The sequence below is a fragment of the Massilia hydrophila genome, assembly GCF_020208145.1.
In the GTDB taxonomy this organism is placed as follows: domain Bacteria; phylum Pseudomonadota; class Gammaproteobacteria; order Burkholderiales; family Burkholderiaceae_D; genus Telluria; species Telluria hydrophila.
In genome coordinates, this window is sequence record NZ_JAHYBX010000013.1 from 19709 (window position 1) to 36826 (window position 17118).

Sequence of the window (17118 nt, forward strand, 5' to 3'; positions counted from 1 at the left end):
CCATCACTAGGACGTCCACACCATGGTTCCGCACCTCGCCACCGCACTGACCGGTCCTCTCCTGGACCTGGAAAAGAAAATCCTCGAAGCCACGCCCGCCATCGAGCGCTGGTTCCGCCTCGAGTGGCAGGAGCACACCCCGCCGTTCTACTGCTCGGTGGACCTGCGCAACGCCGGCTACAAGCTGGCGCCGGTCGATACCAACCTGTTCCCGGGCGGGTTCAACAACCTGTCCACCGAGATGCTGCCGCTGGCCGTGCAGGCGGCCATGGCCGCGATCGACAAGTACTGTCCGGATGCGCGCAACCTCCTGATGATCCCGGAAGTGCACACGCGCAACCCGATGTACCTGCAGAACGTGGCCCGCCTGATGCAGATCTTCCGCCAGACCGGCCTGCACGTGCGCCTCGGCTCGCTGTCGCCGGAAGTCACCCAGCCGACCCCGCTGGCGCTGCCGGACGGGAACATGCTGGTGGTCGAACCCCTGGTGCGCTCGCCCAACGGGCGCCGGGTCGGGCTGGCCGACTTCGACCCCTGCACCATCCTGCTCAACAACGACTTGTCGGCCGGCATCCCGTCCATCCTGGAAAACATCCACGAGCAGTCGCTGCTGCCGCCGCTGCATGCGGGCTGGGCTATGCGGCGCAAGAGCAACCACTTCAAGGCTTTCGACGAAGTGGCCAAGAAGTTCGGCAAGCTGATCGAGATCGATCCGTGGCTGGTCAACCCCTTGCACAGCAAGGTCGGCGAGATCGACCTGCAGGACGACGTCGGCACCGAGCAGCTGGCCGACGCCGTCTCGGCCCTGCTGTCCAAGATCAAGAAGAAATACAAGGAATACGGCATGAAGGAGCAGAAGCCCTTCGTGATCGTCAAGCCGGACGCCGGCACCTATGGCATGGGCGTCATGACCATCAAGGATGCGAGCGAGGTGCGCGACCTGAGCCGTGCCCAGCGCAACCGGATGACGGTCATCAAGGATGGGGTCGCCATCACCGACATGATCGTGCAGGAAGGCGTGCCGACCTTCGAGTCGATCAACGATGCCGTGGCCGAGCCGGTGGTGTACATGATCGACCGTTACGTGGTGGGCGGCTTCTACCGCGTGCATGCCGAGCGCGGCATCGACCAGAATTTGAACGCGCCGGGCTCGCAATACGTGCCGCTGGCGTTTGCCCAGCAGCACGCGGTGCCCGACCTCAAGGCCAAGCCGGGCACGGCGGCGCCGAACCGCTTCTACGTGTACGGCGTGGTCGCGCGCCTGGGGCTGCTGGCGGCCTCGCTGGAACTCGAGCGCACCGATCCGAATCCGGAAGTGTACTGAGTGGCGCCGGGGCAGGGAGTGGCTGGAAGCGGGTACTGCCCGCGAGAAATCGCATTTCCGGCTAAAATCAGGCATTCCCCTCCATTGCCCGCGCCATGAACATCGCCTTCCTTGCCGACCCGCTCTCTTCCTTCAAGATCTACAAGGATTCGACCTTTGCGATGATGCGCGAAGCGGCGCGCCGCGGCCACGCCGTGTACGCCTTCGAGCAGCGCGACATGGTGCTGGAAGAGGGCGCGGTCACGGCCGAGGTCAGGCGCATCCACCTGACCGGCGAGCCGGATGCCTGGTACCGCGCCGATGCCCCGGAGATCGTGGCCCTGTCGGTGTTCGACGCCATCATCGAGCGCAAGGACCCGCCGTTCGACATGGAATACGTGTACGGCACCTACCTGCTGGAACTGGCCGAGCGCCAGGGCGCGCGCGTGTTCAACCGTCCCGGCGCGATCCGCGACCATAACGAAAAGCTCACCATCGGCCAGTTCAGCGGGTACACCTCGCCGACCCTGGTGAGCTCGAACCCGGCCCGCCTGCGCGCCTTCCACGACAAGCACGGCGACGTGATCTTCAAGCCGCTGGACGGCATGGGCGGCGCCGGCATCTTCCGCGTCAAGGCGGATGGCATGAACCTGGGCTCGGTGATCGAATCGCTCACCGACAACGGCCGGCATTCGATCATGGCCCAGAAATTCATCCCTGCCATCACACAGGGCGACAAGCGGGTGCTGGTCATCGGTGGCAAGCCGGTGCCGTTCACGCTGGCGCGCATCCCGCAGGGCAATGAAGTGCGCGGCAACCTGGCCGCTGGCGGCCTGGGCGTGGCCATGCCGATCACGGAGCGCGAGCGCGAGATCGCCGAGGCCATCGGCCCCATCCTGGCCGCGCGTGGTTTGTTGCTGGTAGGATTGGATGTCATTGGCGAGTACCTGACCGAAGTCAACGTTACCAGCCCGACCTGCTTCCAGGAAATCGCCGACCAGACCGGATTCGACGTGGCCGCGATGTTCATCGACGCGGTCGAACAACAAGTATCGAAAGCGAACTGACATGGTAGGCATCCTCCTGCTGACCCACGCGCCGCTGGGCCAGGCCTTCATCGCCGCGGTGGCGCACGTGTTCCGCGGCCCCACCGAGCGCTTCGAGGCGATCGACGTCAGCGCCGACCAGGACCTGCACCAGGTGAACTGCCTGGCCAAGGAGGCGATCGCGCGCCTCGACGATGGCGACGGCGTGCTGGTCATCACCGACATCAAGGGCGGGACGCCCTCGAACTGCTGCAATTCGCTGCAGGACGCCGGCCACGTGGAGGTCATCGCCGGCATCAGTTTGCCAATGCTGCTGCGCGCGATCACCTACCGCCGCGACAGCCTCGATGTGGTGGTCGAGATGGCCCTGGCCGGCGCCCAGAACGGCGCGGTGCGGGTCGACAACCGGATCCGCGTCGGATCGAGCTGATCGGACGAGCTGAACTTTCACCCCTTCATACCATTTGGCCACGGGCACATAACGAGAACATGATTCAACAGGAACTGGAAATCATCAACAAGCTGGGCCTGCACGCCCGCGCCTCCGCCAAGTTCACCCAGCTGGCCGCCAAGTTCAAGAGCGACGTCTGGCTTACCCGCAACGGCCGCCGCATCAACGCCAAGTCGATCATGGGCGTCATGATGCTGGCCGCCGGCAAGGGCGCAAAAGTGCTGCTCGAGGCGGACGGCCCGGACGAGGAAGCTTGCGTCGCGGCGCTGGCAGGCCTGGTCAACGACAAGTTCGGCGAAGGCGAGTAATGCCGCGCGAAGTGGCTCCTACCCGCCACACGGGACCATCGATGGCATCGTTCACCCTCCACGGCATTCCCGTATCGCGCGGCATCTCGATCGGCCGGGCGCACCTGCTCACGCCGGCCGCGCTCGACGTCAAGCACTACCTGGTGCCGGAAGAGCAGGTCGAGGCCGAGGTCGCGCGCCTGCAGGACGCGATCGCCGAGGTGCACCGTGGGCTGCAGGCCCTGTGGACCGAACTGCCGAAGGACGCCCCGACCGAACTGGGCGCCTTCATCGACGTGCATGCCCTGATCCTGTCCGACCCGATGATCTCGGAAGCGCCGCTCGACATCATCCGTACCCGCCACTACAACGCCGAATGGGCGCTGGTGACCCAGATCGATGAGCTGTCGAGCCAGTTCGACGAGATCGAGGACGAGTACCTGCGCGAGCGCAAGCACGACATCCAGCAGGTGGCCGAGCGCGTGCTGAAAGTCCTGATGGGCAGCGCCAGCGCGATGCCGCCGCCGTTCCCGGCGGGCGAGGACCATGCGCCGCCTTCGATGATCGTGGTGGCGCACGACATCTCGCCGGCCGACATGCTGGCCTTCCGCGACCGCGATGGCGAGAACCGTTCCTTCATCGGCTTCGTCACCGACGTCGGCGGCCAGAACTCGCACACCGCGATCGTCGCGCGCTCGCTCGACATCCCGGCCGTGGTCGGCCTGAGCCAGGCCTCGCGCCTGATCGAGCAGGACGACTGGGTGATCATCGACGGCGACGCCGGCGTGGTGATCTGCAACCCGAGCCAGCTGGTGCTGGAACAGTACCGTGCGCGCCAGGCCGCGCTCATCAAGGCGCGCAAGCGCCTGCTCAAGCTCAAGAAGACACCGGCGGTGACGAAGGACGGCACCGCGGTCACGCTGCTGGCCAACATCGAGCTGCCGGAGGACTGCCCGGGCGCGCTGGAGGCGGGCGCGATGGGCGTCGGCCTGTTCCGCTCCGAATTCCTGTTCATGGGCCGCGGCCCCAACGGCCTGAAGGTGCCGGGCGAGGACGAGCAGTTCGAGCAGTACCGCAAGGCGGTGGTCGCGATGAAGGGCCGCTTGGTGACGATCCGCACGCTCGACGTCGGCGCCGACAAGCCGCTCGACCCCACCGAGCACACCGCCCTGAACCCGGCCCTGGGCCTGCGCGCGATCCGCTACTGCCTGGCCGAACCGCAGCTGTTCCTGACCCAGCTGCGCGCCATCCTGCGCGCCTCCGCCTATGGAAAAGTACGGATCCTGATCCCGATGCTGGCGCATGCCTTCGAGATCGACCAGACGCTTGCCATGATCGAGCAGGCCAAGACCCAGCTGCGCGAAGAGGGCGTCAAGTACGACCCGGGCGTGGAAGTGGGCGCCATGATCGAGATTCCCGCGGCCGCGCTGGCGCTGCCGATGTTCGTCAAGCGCATGCAGTTCCTGTCGATCGGGACCAATGACCTGATCCAGTACCTGCTGGCGATCGACCGCGTCGACTACGAAGTGGCGCACCTGTACAACCCGCTGCATCCGGCGGTCCTGAACCTGATCGCCCAGACCATCGCCACCGGCCACAAGGCCGGGCTGGACGTGGCCGTATGCGGCGAGATGGCGGGCGACCCCAAGCTCACCCGCCTGCTGCTCGGCATGGGCCTGCGCGAATTCTCGATGCATCCGGCCCAGCTGCTGGCGGTGAAGCAGGAAATCCTGAACAGCGACCTGGCCGCGATCACCACCCGCACCCGGCGCATCCTGCGCGCGGTCGAGCCGAACGAGATCGCCGCCGCCGTCGAACAGCTGCAGACCCTCTGATGATGAAGAAGCACACGCAACCCCCATGGCATCGATAGGAAACGTCACACCGCAGGCGATGCATTTCGCCGAACCCCTGCCGCTGCAAAGCGGCGCCCAGCTGGGCGACTACACGCTGATGTATGAGACCTATGGCACGCTGAACGCCGAGCGCTCGAACGCGGTGCTGGTCTGCCACGCGCTGAACGCCTCGCACCACGTGGCCGGCACCTACGCCGGCAAGCCCAAGAGCCAGGGCTGGTGGGACAACATGGTGGGGCCGGGCAAGCCGGTCGACACCGACCGCTTCTTCGTCATCGGCGTCAACAACCTCGGCTCCTGCTTCGGCTCGACCGGCCCGATGCACACCAACCCCGCCACCGGCAAGCCCTATGGCGCGGCCTTTCCGCTCTTGACGGTGGAAGACTGGGTGGCGGCCCAGGCGCGCCTGGCCGACCGCCTCGGCATCGACTGCTTCGCCGCCGTGATGGGAGGTTCGCTGGGCGGCATGCAGGCCCTGTCCTGGAGCATCCTGTACCCGGACCGCCTGCGCCACTGCATCGTGATCGCCTCCACCCCCAAGCTGTCGGCCCAGAACATCGCCTTCAACGACGTGGCGCGCCAGGCCATCCTCACCGATCCCGACTACCACGGCGGCGACTTCTACGAGCACGGCGTGGTGCCCAGGAACGGCCTGAAGGTGGCGCGCATGGTCGGCCACATCACCTACCTGTCGAACGACGACATGGCGGAAAAATTCGGCCGCAAGCTGCGCAACGCCGCCGAGAGCGACGACTACGCTTTCGATTTCGGCATCGACTTCGAGATCGAGTCCTACCTGCGCTACCAGGGCGACAAGTTCTCGGAATACTTCGACGCCAACACCTACCTGATCATCACCAAGGCGCTCGACTACTTCGACCCGGCGCGCGCCCATGGCGGCGACCTGGCCAAGGCGCTGGCGGCCACCAAGGCGCAGTTCCTGATCGCCTCCTTCACCACCGACTGGCGCTTTTCGCCGGAACGCAGCCGCGAGATCGTCGAAGCCCTGCTGTCGAACCGGCGCAAGGTGAGCTATGCCGAGATCGACGCGCCGCACGGCCACGACGCCTTCCTGCTGGAAGATCCGCGCTACATGGCGGTGGTGCGCGCCTACTACGACCGCATCGCCGCCGAACCCGGCGAACACCGCGCCGCGGCAAGGGAGGCGGCATGAACGCCCGCGAACTGGACGCGCTGCGTCCCGACCTGGCCTTCATCGCCGACTGGGTGCGCGAGGGATCGCACGTGCTCGACGTCGGCTGCGGCGACGGCGCCATGCTGCGCTACCTGGAACTGGGCAAGCGCTGCACCGGCTACGGCGTCGAGATCGCCGACGACAAGGTGCTGGAGAGCACCCAGCGCGGCATCAGCGTGATCCAGCACGACATGGAAGAGGGCCTCGACCTGTTCCGCGACAACAGCTTCGACATGGTGCTGTGCCTGTCCTCGCTGCAGATGATGCAGCATGTCGAGGCGCGCCTGCGCGACATCGTGCGGGTCGGCCAGGAAGCGATCGTATCCTTCCCCAACTTCGCCTACTGGCCGCATCGCGTGGCCCTGTTCAAGGGCCGCATGCCGGTCTCGCGCACCTTGCCTTACCAGTGGTTCGACACGCCCAACGTGCGCTACGCAACCATCCACGACTTCCAGGACCTGGCCGAGAAGTGCGGGCTGGAAGTGCTGGAGTACGTGGCGCTGGCCGAAGGGAAGGTAGTGCGCTTCCTGCCAAACCTGCGCGGCAGCCTGGCGGTGTTTCGCCTGCGCAAACGCTCCGGCGTCAGCGGGCCGGCGTGAGCGATCGACGGGGCAACCCGGCGCTTATGTGCGGTGGCGGCTTGTCGGGCCGGCCGTGATCCGCGATGATCGGCGCTGGTGGATCCATTCAGCTTATTTCTTGGGAGATAGTGCTGCTAAGAACAGCCTATCGCTGACGACATGAAAAAATTCAAGCATCTGGCGGGCTGCCTTGCGCTGTGCGCCGCCTTCGGCGTGGCCGGCGGCGCCGTGGCGCAGGACGACCGCCATACCACGGTCCAGGACGGCATCGAGGTACGGCCCCTGTCGCGGCTGACCAAGGTAGTCCCGGCGGAAACGGTGAACCAGGCGGCGGCGCAGCAGTACACGCAGATGATGAGCCAGGCCCAGCAGAAAGGCGTGCTGTTGCCGCCCTCGCATCCGCAAGTGCAGCGCCTGCGCGCCATCGCCCAGCGCATCATTCCGCACAGCGCGCGCTGGAACCAGGAAGCAAGCCGCTGGCAGTGGCAGGTCAATGTCATCGATTCGAAGGACGTGAACGCCTTCTGCATGCCGGGCGGCCGGATCGGCTTCTTCACCGGCATCCTCACCTCGCTGAAGCTGACCGACGACGAGGTAGCGGCCGTGATGGGACACGAGATCGCCCACGCGCTGCGCGAGCACAGCCGCGAAAAGATGGCCAAGCAGGGCCTGACCAACATCGGCGCACGCCTGACCGGCCTGGCGGCATCGGCGATCTTCGGCGTCGATCCGAGCTTCACCGGTTCGCTCGCGAATGCCGGCGCCCAGCTGGTCGGACTGAAGTTCTCGCGCAACGACGAGCGCGAGGCTGACCTGGTCGGCCTCGACATCGCCGCCCGCGCCGGCTACGACCCGCGAGCCGGCATCGCCCTGTGGCGCAAGATGGCGGCCCTGAGCCAGCGTGCGCCGATCGAGCTGCTCTCGACCCACCCGGGCGGGGAAAGCCGCATCAACGACATGCAGGCGCACATGAACGTGCTGCTGCCGGTGTATGCGCGCACCAAGGGGACCACCGCCGCGAAGCTGCCGCCCTACCGCAGCAACGTCGCCCTGCGCTAAGCGATGGGCAGCAGCCGCAAGGGCCACCAGGCCGAAGCCAATGCCTACGTGCCGCTGCCCGTCCGCGACGGCGTCGCGCCCAGCTACCTGTGGCTGACCGAGACGCGCGCCGGTGGCATGCTGCGCTTCTTGGCCGAACGCTTTCCCGACGTGTCCGAAGGCGCGTGGGGGCGCCGCCTGGCGCGCGGCGGGATCGTCGATGCGAAGGGGACCCCGCTGCGCGCCGACAGCCCGGTGCGCGCGGGCATGCGCATCTGGTACTACCGCGAGCTGGAATCGCCGGAAACCCCGATTCCCTTCCAGGAAACGGTGCTCCACCAGGACCAGCACCTGCTGGTGGCCGACAAGCCGCACTTCCTGCCCACCATCCCGACCGGGCGCTTCCTGCACGAAACCCTGCTGGTGCGCCTGAAAAAGCGCTACGGCCTGCCGCACCTGACGCCGATCCACCGGCTTGACCGCGAGACCGCGGGCGTGGTGATCTTCTCGCACAATCCGGACTCGCGCGGGGCCTACCAGTCGATGTTCCAGAAGCGGGTGGTGCGCAAGGTATACGAGGCCCTGGCGGGGCCGATCGAAGGGCGCAGCTTCCCGTTCACCTACCGCAGCCGGATGCAGGATGCGGAACAGTTCTTCGTCAGCGAAGAGGTGCCGGGCGAGCCGAATTCCGAGACCGTAATCGAGCTGATCGAGCGGCGCGGCGCGCTGGCGCACTACCGGCTGCATCCGCACACCGGACGCAAGCACCAGCTGCGCCTGCACCTGGCGGCGCTGGGCGCGCCGATCCTGAACGACGCTTTCTACCCGGTCGCGCTGCCTTGCAAGGGGGATGATTTCAACGCGCCGCTGCAGCTGCTGGCGCGCGCGATCAGCTTCGACGATCCGCTGACGGGGGAGACACGGCGTTTCGAGAGCCGCTTCCGGCTGGCATGGCCGGCGGACGCGTATTCAGAAGACAAGCTTCTGAGTACGGCCTAATTATTAGAGATCGTAATCAATGATGAGCGGGGCGTGGTCGCTGAAGCGCTCGTCCTTGTAGACCGATACCGACTTCGCGCACGCCGCGATGCCCGGGGTGGCCACGTGGTAGTCGATGCGCCAGCCCACGTTCTTGGCATAGGCCTGGCCGCGGTTGCTCCACCAGGTGTAGTCGGCGGCGTCCGGCGCCACCTTGCGATGCACGTCCACCAGGCCGATCTCGTCGAAGATGCGGCTCATCCAGGCCCGTTCTTCCGGCAGGAAGCCCGAATTCTTCTGGTTACTCTTCCAGTTCTTCAGGTCGATTTCCTTGTGAGCGATGTTCCAGTCGCCGCAGATCACCACTTCGCGGCCCTCGGCCTTCAGTTCCTGCAGGTGCGGCAGGAAGACTTCCATGAAACGGAACTTGGCCAGCTGGCGCTCCGGAGACGAGGAGCCGGACGGGCAGTACACCGAAATCACCGTCAGGTTGCCGAAGTCGCAGCGGGTGTAGCGGCCTTCGGCGTCGAATTCGGTACAACCGAAGCCGATGCGCCTGTTGTCCGGCGCGCTGCGGCTGTACACGCCGGTGCCCGAATAGCCCTTCTTCTCGGCGTAGTGGAAATGGCCATGGTAGCCGTGCGGCGCGAGGAATTCCTCGGTCATGTCGGCCTGCTGCGCCTTCAGTTCCTGCACGCAGATGAAATCGGCGGACTGGGTGGCGAGCCAGTTGAAGAAACCTTTTTTGTGGGCGGAACGGATGCCGTTCAGGTTCGCGGAAATAATTCGTGGCATGGGATTCGAGGTGAAGAAAAGCAGGGTCCGGCACGGGGTACCGGGCCGATAGTGTAGCCTGTTTCGATACTCTTCGGAACGGTCCCGGCCGGGCGCGGCTTCGCTCCCGCGAAGTGGGCGGTTTACAATACGCGCTTTCGACCATTCAGGAGAAGCACGTGAGCGACTTGCGCCAGGAATTTATTGCATTTTCGGTGGGGGCCGAGGTATTGAAGTTCGGTAACTTCACGACCAAGGCGGGGCGCCAGTCGCCGTACTTCTTCAACGCCGGCCTGTTCCACGACGGCGCGACGCTGGGCCGGCTGGCGCAGTTCTACGCCCAGACGCTGCTCGATTCGGGCGTCGCATTCGACATGCTGTTCGGACCCGCGTACAAGGGCATCACGCTGGCCAGCGCAACCGCGGTGGCGCTGGCCGCCAAGGGCCGCAACACCTCGTTTGCCTACAACCGCAAGGAAGCCAAGGACCACGGCGAAGGCGGCACCATCGTCGGCGCCAAACTGGCGGGCAAGGTCGTGATCATCGACGACGTGATCTCGGCCGGCACCTCGGTGCGCGAATCGGTCGACATGATCCGCGCCGCCGGTGCCGAACCGGCCGCCGTGCTGATCGCGCTCGACCGCATGGAGCGTTCGGGCAAGGACGATGCGCTGTCGGCGCACTCGGCGGTGCAGCAGGTGTCGCAGGAATTCGGCATCCCGGTGATTTCGATCGCCAACCTGGACGACCTGTTCACCTACCTGTCGAACGAAGCCGGTGCCGAGCTGGGCACCCACAAGGAGGCGGTGGCCGCCTACCGCAGCCGCTACGGCGTCTAAAACATCGGGGTCAGAGTCGAATTGTTGGGAAACTTTTTGAAGTTGCCAAACAATTTGACTCCGACCCCATTTGTTTTTGCGTTGTTGCTCAGTTAACAAATGAGGGTCAGAGTCGAATAGCAGGAAACTTTTGAAAATTTCCCGATAATTCGACTCTGACCCTCAAGCCCAAGGCCCGGGGCTGATCCGCCCCGGGTGAGCCGCCCACCCTGCATCAGCCCGCCAGCTTCTGCTTCAGCAGTTCGGTCACCTGGGCCGGATTGGCCTTGCCCTTCGAGGCCTTCATGGTCTGGCCGATCAGAGCGTTGATCGCGGCTTCCTTGCCGGCGCGGTACTGTTCCACCGACTTGGCATTGGCGGCCAGCACCTCGTCAACGATCGCCGCCAAGGCGCCCGTGTCCGAGATCTGCTTCAGGCCCTTTTGTTCGATCACGGTGTCGGCCAGGTTCTCGTCCTGCGACCCGGCTTCCCACATGGCCGCAAACACTTCCTTGCCGGCCTTGTTCGAGATGGTGCCGTCGGCGATGCGCTTGAGCAGCAGGGCCAGCTGGGCGGCGGACACCGGCGATTGCTCGAGCTCCACGCCTTCACGGTTCAGGGTCGAGGAAACGTCGCCCATCATCCAGTTGGCGGCGGCCTTCGCGTTTTCCTTGCCGGCCGCAGCCACCACGGCCTCGAAGAAGGTCGCCATCGCCTTGGAGGAGGTCAGCACCAGGCTGTCGTATTCCGGCAGGCCGTAGTCGCCGGTGAAGCGTGCCCGCAGGGCGCCCGGCAGCTCGGGCATGTCGGCCTTCACGCGCTCGATCCAGTCCTGGCCGATGACGAGCGGCGGCAGGTCCGGGTCGGGGAAGTAGCGGTAGTCCTGCGCGTCTTCCTTGGTGCGCATGGAGCGGGTTTCCTTCTTGTCCGGATCCCACAGGCGGGTGGCCTGGATCACCTTGCCGCCGTCCTCAATCAGCTCGATCTGGCGCCGCACTTCGTAATGGATCGCTTCTTCCATGAAGCGGAAGGAGTTCAGGTTCTTGATCTCGCAGCGGGTGCCGAATTCCTTCTGGCCGACCGGGCGCACCGAGACGTTGACGTCGCAGCGGAAGGATCCTTCCTGCATGTTGCCGTCGCAGACGCCCAGCCACACGACCAGCGAGTGCAGGGCTTTCGCGTAGGCCACGGCCTCGGCGGCGCTGCGCATTTCCGGCTCGGACACGATCTCGAGCAGCGGCGTGCCGGCGCGGTTCAGGTCGATGCCGCTCATGCCGGCGTAGTCTTCGTGCAGCGACTTGCCGGCGTCTTCTTCCAGGTGCGCGCGGGTCAGGTTGACGGTCTTCGTTTCCAGCTTGCCGTCCTTTTCAAAGGCGAAGCTGATGGTGCCGCCCTGGACCACCGGGTCCTCGAACTGGCTGATCTGGTAGCCCTTGGGCAGGTCCGGATAAAAGTAGTTCTTGCGCGCGAAAACTGACTGCGGCGCGATTCTAGCGCCCACGGCCAGGCCGAAGCGGATCGCGCGCTCGACGGCGCCGCGGTTCAGGACCGGCAATACGCCCGGCAGCGCCAGGTCGACCGGGCTGGCCTGGGTGTTCGGCTCGGCGCCGAAGCGGATCGAGCTGCCGCTGAAGATTTTGGAGTTGGTCGTGAGCTGCACGTGGTTCTCAAGACCGATGACGACTTCCCATTGCATAGTTGTTCTCTCTTTGTTCTGTGGCTGCGCTGGCGTAATTTGAACGCGTGGGCGTTTGTAAATCAGGCCACTGGCCTGATTTACCCCGCCGACCCTGCGGCTTAAACGCCCTCTGGAGCGCGCTGGTGCCAGTCGGTCACCTGCTGGTACTGGTGCGCGATGTTCAACAGCTTCGCTTCGGCGAAATAATTGCCGATGATTTGCAGGCCGACCGGGCGCTTGGCATTCTTTTCGCCCTGGCCGAAACCGACCGGGATCGACATGCCCGGCAGGCCTGCCAGGCTGGTCGACAGCGTGAAGATGTCGGCCAGGTAGTTCGCCACCGGATCGTTGGCTTTCGAACCCAGGTCCCAGGCCACGGTCGGGGCCACCGGGCCCATGATCACGTCGCACTTGTCCTTGAAGGCGGCCTGGAAGTCGTCCGCGATCAGGCGGCGGATCTTCTGCGCCTGCACGTAATAGGCGTCGTAGTAGCCATGGCACAGCACATAGGTGCCGACCATGATGCGGCGCTGGACCTCGCGGCCGAAGCCTTCCGCGCGGGTTTTGCGGTACATGTCCTGCAGGTCCTTGTACTCGCTGGCGCGGTGGCCGTAGCGCACGCCGTCGAAGCGCGACAGGTTCGACGAGGCCTCGGCCGGGGCGATGATGTAGTAGGTCGGGATCGACAGCGCGGTCTTCGGCAGCGAGATCTCGACCAGGGTCGCGCCCAGTTTCACGAATTCGTCCAGCGCGGCGCGCACGGCGCTTTCCACGTCGCTTGCCAGGCCTTCGCCGAAGTATTCCTTCGGTACGCCGATGCGCAGGCCGCCCAAGGGCTGGTTCAGGTCGCGGGTGTAGTCCTCAAGCACGTTGCCCTGTTCGACCGTCAGGCTGGTCGAATCGCGTTCATCAAAACCGATCATTTCGTTGAGCAGCAACGCGCAGTCCTCGGCGGTCTGGGCGATCGGGCCGCCCTGGTCGAGCGAGGAGGCGAAGGCGATCATGCCGAAGCGCGACACGCGGCCGTAGGTCGGCTTGATGCCGGTGACGCCGCAGAAGGCGGCCGGCTGGCGGATCGAGCCGCCGGTGTCGGTGGCGGTGGCGGCCGGCGCCAGGCGCGCGGCGATCGCGGCGGCCGAGCCGCCCGAGGAGCCGCCCGGCACCGCCAGCGGATCCCAGGGGTTCTTCACCGGGCCGAAGGCCGAATTCTCGTTGGCCGAGCCCATCGCGAATTCGTCGAGGTTGACCTTGCCCAGGGTGACCATGCCGGCGCGGCAGAAACGCTCGACCACGGTGGCGTCGAACGGGCTTTCGTAATTGGCCAGCATTTTCGAGCCGGCCGTGGTGCGCCAGCCGCGCGTCACGAAGATGTCCTTGTGCGCGATCGGCACGCCGGTCAGCGGACCGGCGGTGCCGGCGGCGATGCGGGCGTCGGCCGCGGCGGCCTGGGCCAGCGAACGTTCGCGGTCCAGGTGCAGGAAGGCGTTGTGGGTGCTCGCTTCGATGCGGTCGAGGTAGTGGCTGGCCAGTTCGACGCTCGATACCTGCTTCGATTGCAGGAGCGCGGACAGCTCTTTGATGGTCTTGTTATGCATGTGCGTGTCGGTTCGTGAAGACGGAGGCGGGAGCGGAGGCGATTATTCGATCACTTTCGGGACCAGGTACAGGCCGTCCTGGGCCTTCGGCGCCGGGGCCTGGTAGTCCTCGCGGCGGTTCTCCTCGGTGACCACGTCGTCGCGCAGGCGCAGCGGCAGCGCCATGATGGCGGAGAGCGGCTGTGACAGCGGCGCGACGCCGCTGGTGTCCACCGCCTGCATCTGCTCGGCCAGGGCGAAGATGCCGTTCAACTCGGCCAGCGCGGTTTCCGCATGGGCCTCATCCATTTCGAGCTGGGCCAGGTTGGCGATGCGTTTTACGTCTGAAAGTGTCAGGGACATGGCAAAAGGGCGCGGCGCGGGCCGCGCGCAAAAATGTGAGTGGGCTAGTAATGAATGTTGGCAGACGGTCAGCAAACGGCGCGCTACGTCCGATAAAACCTTGGAAACACCGTCGATCTCGCCTTGGAAATGGGGCCGAAAACGCCCCCTTTTCAGCATGTAATCGACAAATTATAAGGTAGAATGGCGGGCTAATGCGCTGTCGGGCTGCGAGACCGCCCGCCGCAGGAAAAGACCGCGCTGCCCGGATGCGCGCGGCAAGGACAACCCGACCAATATTCACGCGCGCCCAGTCGCGCATCAGGACACACATGTTTGGTTCTTTACGCAGCTACTTCTCGAATGACCTGGCGATCGACCTCGGCACCGCCAACACCCTGATCTACGTGCGCGGCCTGGGCATCGTGCTGGACGAACCATCGGTCGTCGCCATCCGCCAGGAAGGTGGCCCGAACGGCAAGAAAACCATCCAGGCGGTGGGCAAGGAAGCCAAGCAGATGCTGGGCAAGGTGCCGGGCAACATCGAGGCCATCCGCCCGATGAAGGACGGCGTGATCGCCGACTTCACCGTCACCGAGCAGATGCTCAAGCAGTTCATCCGCATGGTGCACGACTCGAAATTCTTCCGCCCCTCGCCGCGCATCATCATCTGCGTGCCCTGCGGCTCGACCCAGGTCGAGCGCCGCGCGATCCGCGAATCGGCGCTCGGCGCCGGCGCCTCGCAGGTCTACCTGATCGAAGAGCCGATGGCGGCCGCGATCGGCGCCGGCCTGCCGGTGTCGGACGCCACCGGTTCGATGGTGGTCGACATCGGCGGCGGCACCACCGAGGTCGGCATCATCTCGCTGGGCGGCATGGTCTACAAGGGTTCGGTGCGCGTGGGCGGCGACAAGTTCGACGAAGCCATCGTCAACTACATCCGCCGCAACTACGGCATGCTGATCGGCGAACAGACCGCCGAAGCGATCAAGAAGGCAATAGGGTCGGCCTTCCCCGGTTCCGAAGTCAAGGAAATGGAAGTCAAGGGTCGCAACCTGTCGGAAGGCATCCCGCGCTCGTTCACGATCTCGTCGAACGAGATCCTGGAAGCCCTGACCGACCCGCTCAACAACATCGTCTCTGCCGTCAAGAACGGCCTGGAACAGGCCCCGCCCGAACTGGGCGCCGACATCGCCGAGAAGGGCATGATGCTGACCGGCGGCGGCGCGCTGCTGCGCGACCTCGATCGCCTGCTGATGGAAGAAACCGGCCTGCCGGTGCTGGTGGCCGAGGATCCGCTGACCTGCGTGGTGCGCGGTTCGGGCATGGCGCTCGAGCGCATGGACAAGCTGGGCTCGATCTTCTCCTACGAATAAGAAAGCAGGACTGGCGGCGCGATGAGCGTGCTGGCGGGCAGGGCGTGCGGCGGTACCGCGCGCGTCTGCCCGCCTTGACCTTGGCCGGCCGCACGGTCCAGACAGGACGCCAACCAGGACATGGAATACAGTCCGCCGCCGCTTTTCAAACAGGGTGCCCCGGCCCGGGTCAAGGCGATCGTGTTCGCCCTGATTTCGGTGATGCTGCTGGTCGTCGATGCGCGCTACCACACCCTCGGCGCGGTGCGCCAGGTGGCCGCCACCGTCCTCTATCCGCTGCAGATGGCCGCCCTGATGCCGCGTGAAGCGCTCGGCAACATGGCCGGCTATTTTTCCTCGATCTCCACGCTGCAAAGGGAAGTGCGCGAGCTCAAGACCCAGCAGCTGGCGCAGGCGCGCGTGCTGCAGCAGGCCCAGCTCCAGATGGCGGAGAACGCCCAGCTGCGGCGCCTGATGGATGCCAGGCAGCACCTGCCGGTACAGGCCCAGATGACCGAGATCCTGTACGACGCGCGCGATCCGTCCACGCGCCGCATCGTGGTCGACCGCGGCGCGCGCGACAATGTCGTGGCCGGGCTGCCGGTGATCGACCATGCCGGCGTGGTGGGCCAGGTCACGCGCGTGTTCCCGTTTACCTCCGAAGTCACGCTGCTCACCGACCGCGACCAGGCGATTCCGGTACAGGTGCTGCGCAGCGGCCTGCGCAGCATCGCCTACGGCCGCGGCCAGTCCGGCCTGCTCGACCTGCGCTTCGTGGTGGCCAATGCCGACATCCAGGTGGGCGACGTACTGGTGACCTCGGGCCTGGACGGCATGTACCCGGCCGGCCTGGCGGTGGCCAAGGTGGTGCAGGTCGAGAACGTCGCGGCCGGCGCCTTCGGCCGCGTGGTGTGCCAGCCGCTGGCCGGCATCGACCGCAACCGCCAGCTCCTGATCATCATGTCGCAGTCGAACCTGCCGCCACGCCCGCAGGCGCAGACCAAGCCGGCGGCGACCACCGCGCGCCGCAAGCTGCCCGACATGGCGCCGGTGCCGCAGCCGCCGCTGGCGCCGTCGCCGCTGCCGCCGCAGGGCGTCCCGGCCGGTGCGCCCGGTGCGGCACAGGGCCAGGGCGCCGCGCCGGTGAATGGCGTCGGCGGCGTCGGCGGCCTGCCGCCCCGGCCGGTGCCGCAGCCGGCCGCGCCCGCGCCTGCGCCAGCGCCGGCGACCGCCGCCGCAAGACCAGGGACGCAGCAGCAGGCGCCGCAAGCGCAGCCGCCGCAACGCGCCACGACCACCGTCCCACAGGGAAGCACGCCGAATGCCAGGTAACCGTCCGCACTACATCCTGCTGCCCGTCAGCCCGCTGTTCATCACCTTCAGCCTGGTCTGCGCCTTCATGCTCAACCTGCTGCCACTGGGCCGCTGGGTGGGCGCGCCCGACTTCGTCGCGCTGGTGCTGGTGTTCTGGGGCATCCACCAGCCGCGCAAGGTCGGCATCGGCGTCGCCTTCGTCATGGGCCTCCTGATGGATGTCCATGACGCCAGCCTGCTGGGCGAGAACGCGCTCGCCTACACGCTGCTGTCCTATCTCGCCATCATGATCCACCGCCGCGTGCTCTGGTTCCGCCTGATGACCCAGGCCATGCACGTGTTCCCGCTGCTGCTGCTGGCGCAGACGGTGCAGGCCTTCGTCCACTTCACGGCCTCCGGGCGCTTCCCGGGGCTGCTGCACTTCGCCGAGAGCGTGGTCGCGGTCGCGCTGTGGCCGGTGATCACCTGGCTGCTGCTGGCGCCCCAGCGCCGCGCCGTCGACCGCGACCATACCCGCCCGATCTGATA

General features: G+C 66.1%; 17 protein-coding genes. 13 read left to right on the forward strand and 4 right to left on the reverse strand.

Going from position 1 to position 17118, the window contains the following annotated elements:
- The first annotated feature begins 22 nt into the window (after positions 1 to 22).
- The 9 genes from gshA to LE190_RS20600 all read left to right on the forward strand — a co-directional run bounded on the left by gshA (position 23) and on the right by LE190_RS20600 (position 8756).
- Positions 23 to 1324, forward strand: coding sequence for a glutamate--cysteine ligase (gene gshA, locus LE190_RS20560; protein ID WP_224946305.1), 1302 nt, complete (start codon positions 23 to 25; stop codon positions 1322 to 1324).
- 95 nt (positions 1325 to 1419) lie between these two features.
- Positions 1420 to 2370: a glutathione synthase gene (gshB, locus tag LE190_RS20565; RefSeq protein WP_225240459.1), complete on the forward strand. Its 951-nt coding sequence runs from the start codon at positions 1420 to 1422 to the stop codon at positions 2368 to 2370.
- Between the two features lies 1 nt (position 2371).
- Positions 2372 to 2779, forward strand: coding sequence for a PTS sugar transporter subunit IIA (locus tag LE190_RS20570; RefSeq protein WP_225240460.1), 408 nt, complete (start codon positions 2372 to 2374; stop codon positions 2777 to 2779).
- 59 nt (positions 2780 to 2838) lie between these two features.
- Positions 2839 to 3108 (forward strand): HPr family phosphocarrier protein, encoded by a 270-nt coding sequence (locus LE190_RS20575; protein ID WP_224946302.1) that lies wholly within the window; start codon positions 2839 to 2841, stop codon positions 3106 to 3108.
- 41 nt (positions 3109 to 3149) lie between these two features.
- The gene (ptsP, locus tag LE190_RS20580) at positions 3150 to 4922 is read left to right on the forward strand and encodes a phosphoenolpyruvate--protein phosphotransferase (RefSeq protein ID WP_225240461.1); all 1773 of its coding nucleotides are present in this window, start codon (positions 3150 to 3152) and stop codon (positions 4920 to 4922) included.
- Positions 4923 to 4947: 25 nt separating this feature from the next.
- The gene (gene metX / locus LE190_RS20585) at positions 4948 to 6117 is read left to right on the forward strand and encodes a homoserine O-succinyltransferase MetX (protein ID WP_225240462.1); all 1170 of its coding nucleotides are present in this window, start codon (positions 4948 to 4950) and stop codon (positions 6115 to 6117) included.
- Complete coding sequence (gene metW / locus LE190_RS20590) at positions 6114 to 6737, forward strand: methionine biosynthesis protein MetW (RefSeq protein WP_225240463.1); 624 nt, start codon at positions 6114 to 6116, stop codon at positions 6735 to 6737. Before metX ends, metW begins: the two co-directional genes overlap by 4 nt.
- A gap of 141 nt (positions 6738 to 6878) precedes the next feature.
- The gene (locus LE190_RS20595; protein ID WP_225240464.1) at positions 6879 to 7778 is read left to right on the forward strand and encodes a M48 family metallopeptidase; all 900 of its coding nucleotides are present in this window, start codon (positions 6879 to 6881) and stop codon (positions 7776 to 7778) included.
- Between the two features lie 3 nt (positions 7779 to 7781).
- A complete protein-coding gene (locus LE190_RS20600) occupies positions 7782 to 8756 on the forward strand; it encodes a pseudouridine synthase (protein WP_225240465.1) in 975 nt (324 codons plus the stop codon).
- Between the two features lie 3 nt (positions 8757 to 8759).
- Here the strand turns inward: LE190_RS20600 and LE190_RS20605 are convergent, their stop codons facing one another.
- Positions 8760 to 9530 (reverse strand): exodeoxyribonuclease III, encoded by a 771-nt coding sequence (locus LE190_RS20605; protein ID WP_225240466.1) that lies wholly within the window; start codon positions 9528 to 9530, stop codon positions 8760 to 8762.
- 158 nt (positions 9531 to 9688) lie between these two features.
- Here LE190_RS20605 and pyrE point away from each other — a divergent pair, with 158 nt between their 5' ends.
- Complete coding sequence (gene pyrE / locus LE190_RS20610) at positions 9689 to 10348, forward strand: orotate phosphoribosyltransferase (RefSeq protein WP_225240467.1); 660 nt, start codon at positions 9689 to 9691, stop codon at positions 10346 to 10348.
- Positions 10349 to 10562: 214 nt separating this feature from the next.
- Here the strand turns inward: pyrE and gatB are convergent, their stop codons facing one another.
- The 3 genes from gatB to gatC form a co-directional block, all read right to left on the reverse strand.
- On the reverse strand, positions 10563 to 12023 hold the full coding sequence (gene gatB / locus LE190_RS20615; protein WP_225240468.1) for an Asp-tRNA(Asn)/Glu-tRNA(Gln) amidotransferase subunit GatB: 1461 nt from the start codon (positions 12021 to 12023) through the stop codon (positions 10563 to 10565).
- 101 nt (positions 12024 to 12124) lie between these two features.
- On the reverse strand, positions 12125 to 13600 hold the full coding sequence (gene gatA, locus LE190_RS20620; RefSeq protein WP_225240469.1) for an Asp-tRNA(Asn)/Glu-tRNA(Gln) amidotransferase subunit GatA: 1476 nt from the start codon (positions 13598 to 13600) through the stop codon (positions 12125 to 12127).
- Positions 13601 to 13642: 42 nt separating this feature from the next.
- Entirely contained in the window at positions 13643 to 13942 is a 300-nt protein-coding gene (gatC, locus tag LE190_RS20625; RefSeq protein WP_224946291.1) for an Asp-tRNA(Asn)/Glu-tRNA(Gln) amidotransferase subunit GatC, read from the reverse strand.
- Positions 13943 to 14253: 311 nt separating this feature from the next.
- Between gatC and LE190_RS20630 the strand changes: the two genes are divergently transcribed.
- The 3 genes from LE190_RS20630 to mreD all read left to right on the forward strand — a co-directional run bounded on the left by LE190_RS20630 (position 14254) and on the right by mreD (position 17116).
- A complete protein-coding gene (locus LE190_RS20630; protein WP_027865858.1) occupies positions 14254 to 15297 on the forward strand; it encodes a rod shape-determining protein in 1044 nt (347 codons plus the stop codon).
- A 120-nt stretch (positions 15298 to 15417) separates the two neighbouring features.
- A complete protein-coding gene (gene mreC / locus LE190_RS20635; protein ID WP_225240470.1) occupies positions 15418 to 16608 on the forward strand; it encodes a rod shape-determining protein MreC in 1191 nt (396 codons plus the stop codon).
- A complete protein-coding gene (gene mreD / locus LE190_RS20640; protein WP_224946289.1) occupies positions 16598 to 17116 on the forward strand; it encodes a rod shape-determining protein MreD in 519 nt (172 codons plus the stop codon). Before mreC ends, mreD begins: the two co-directional genes overlap by 11 nt.
- Positions 17117 to 17118: the final 2 nt, after the last annotated feature.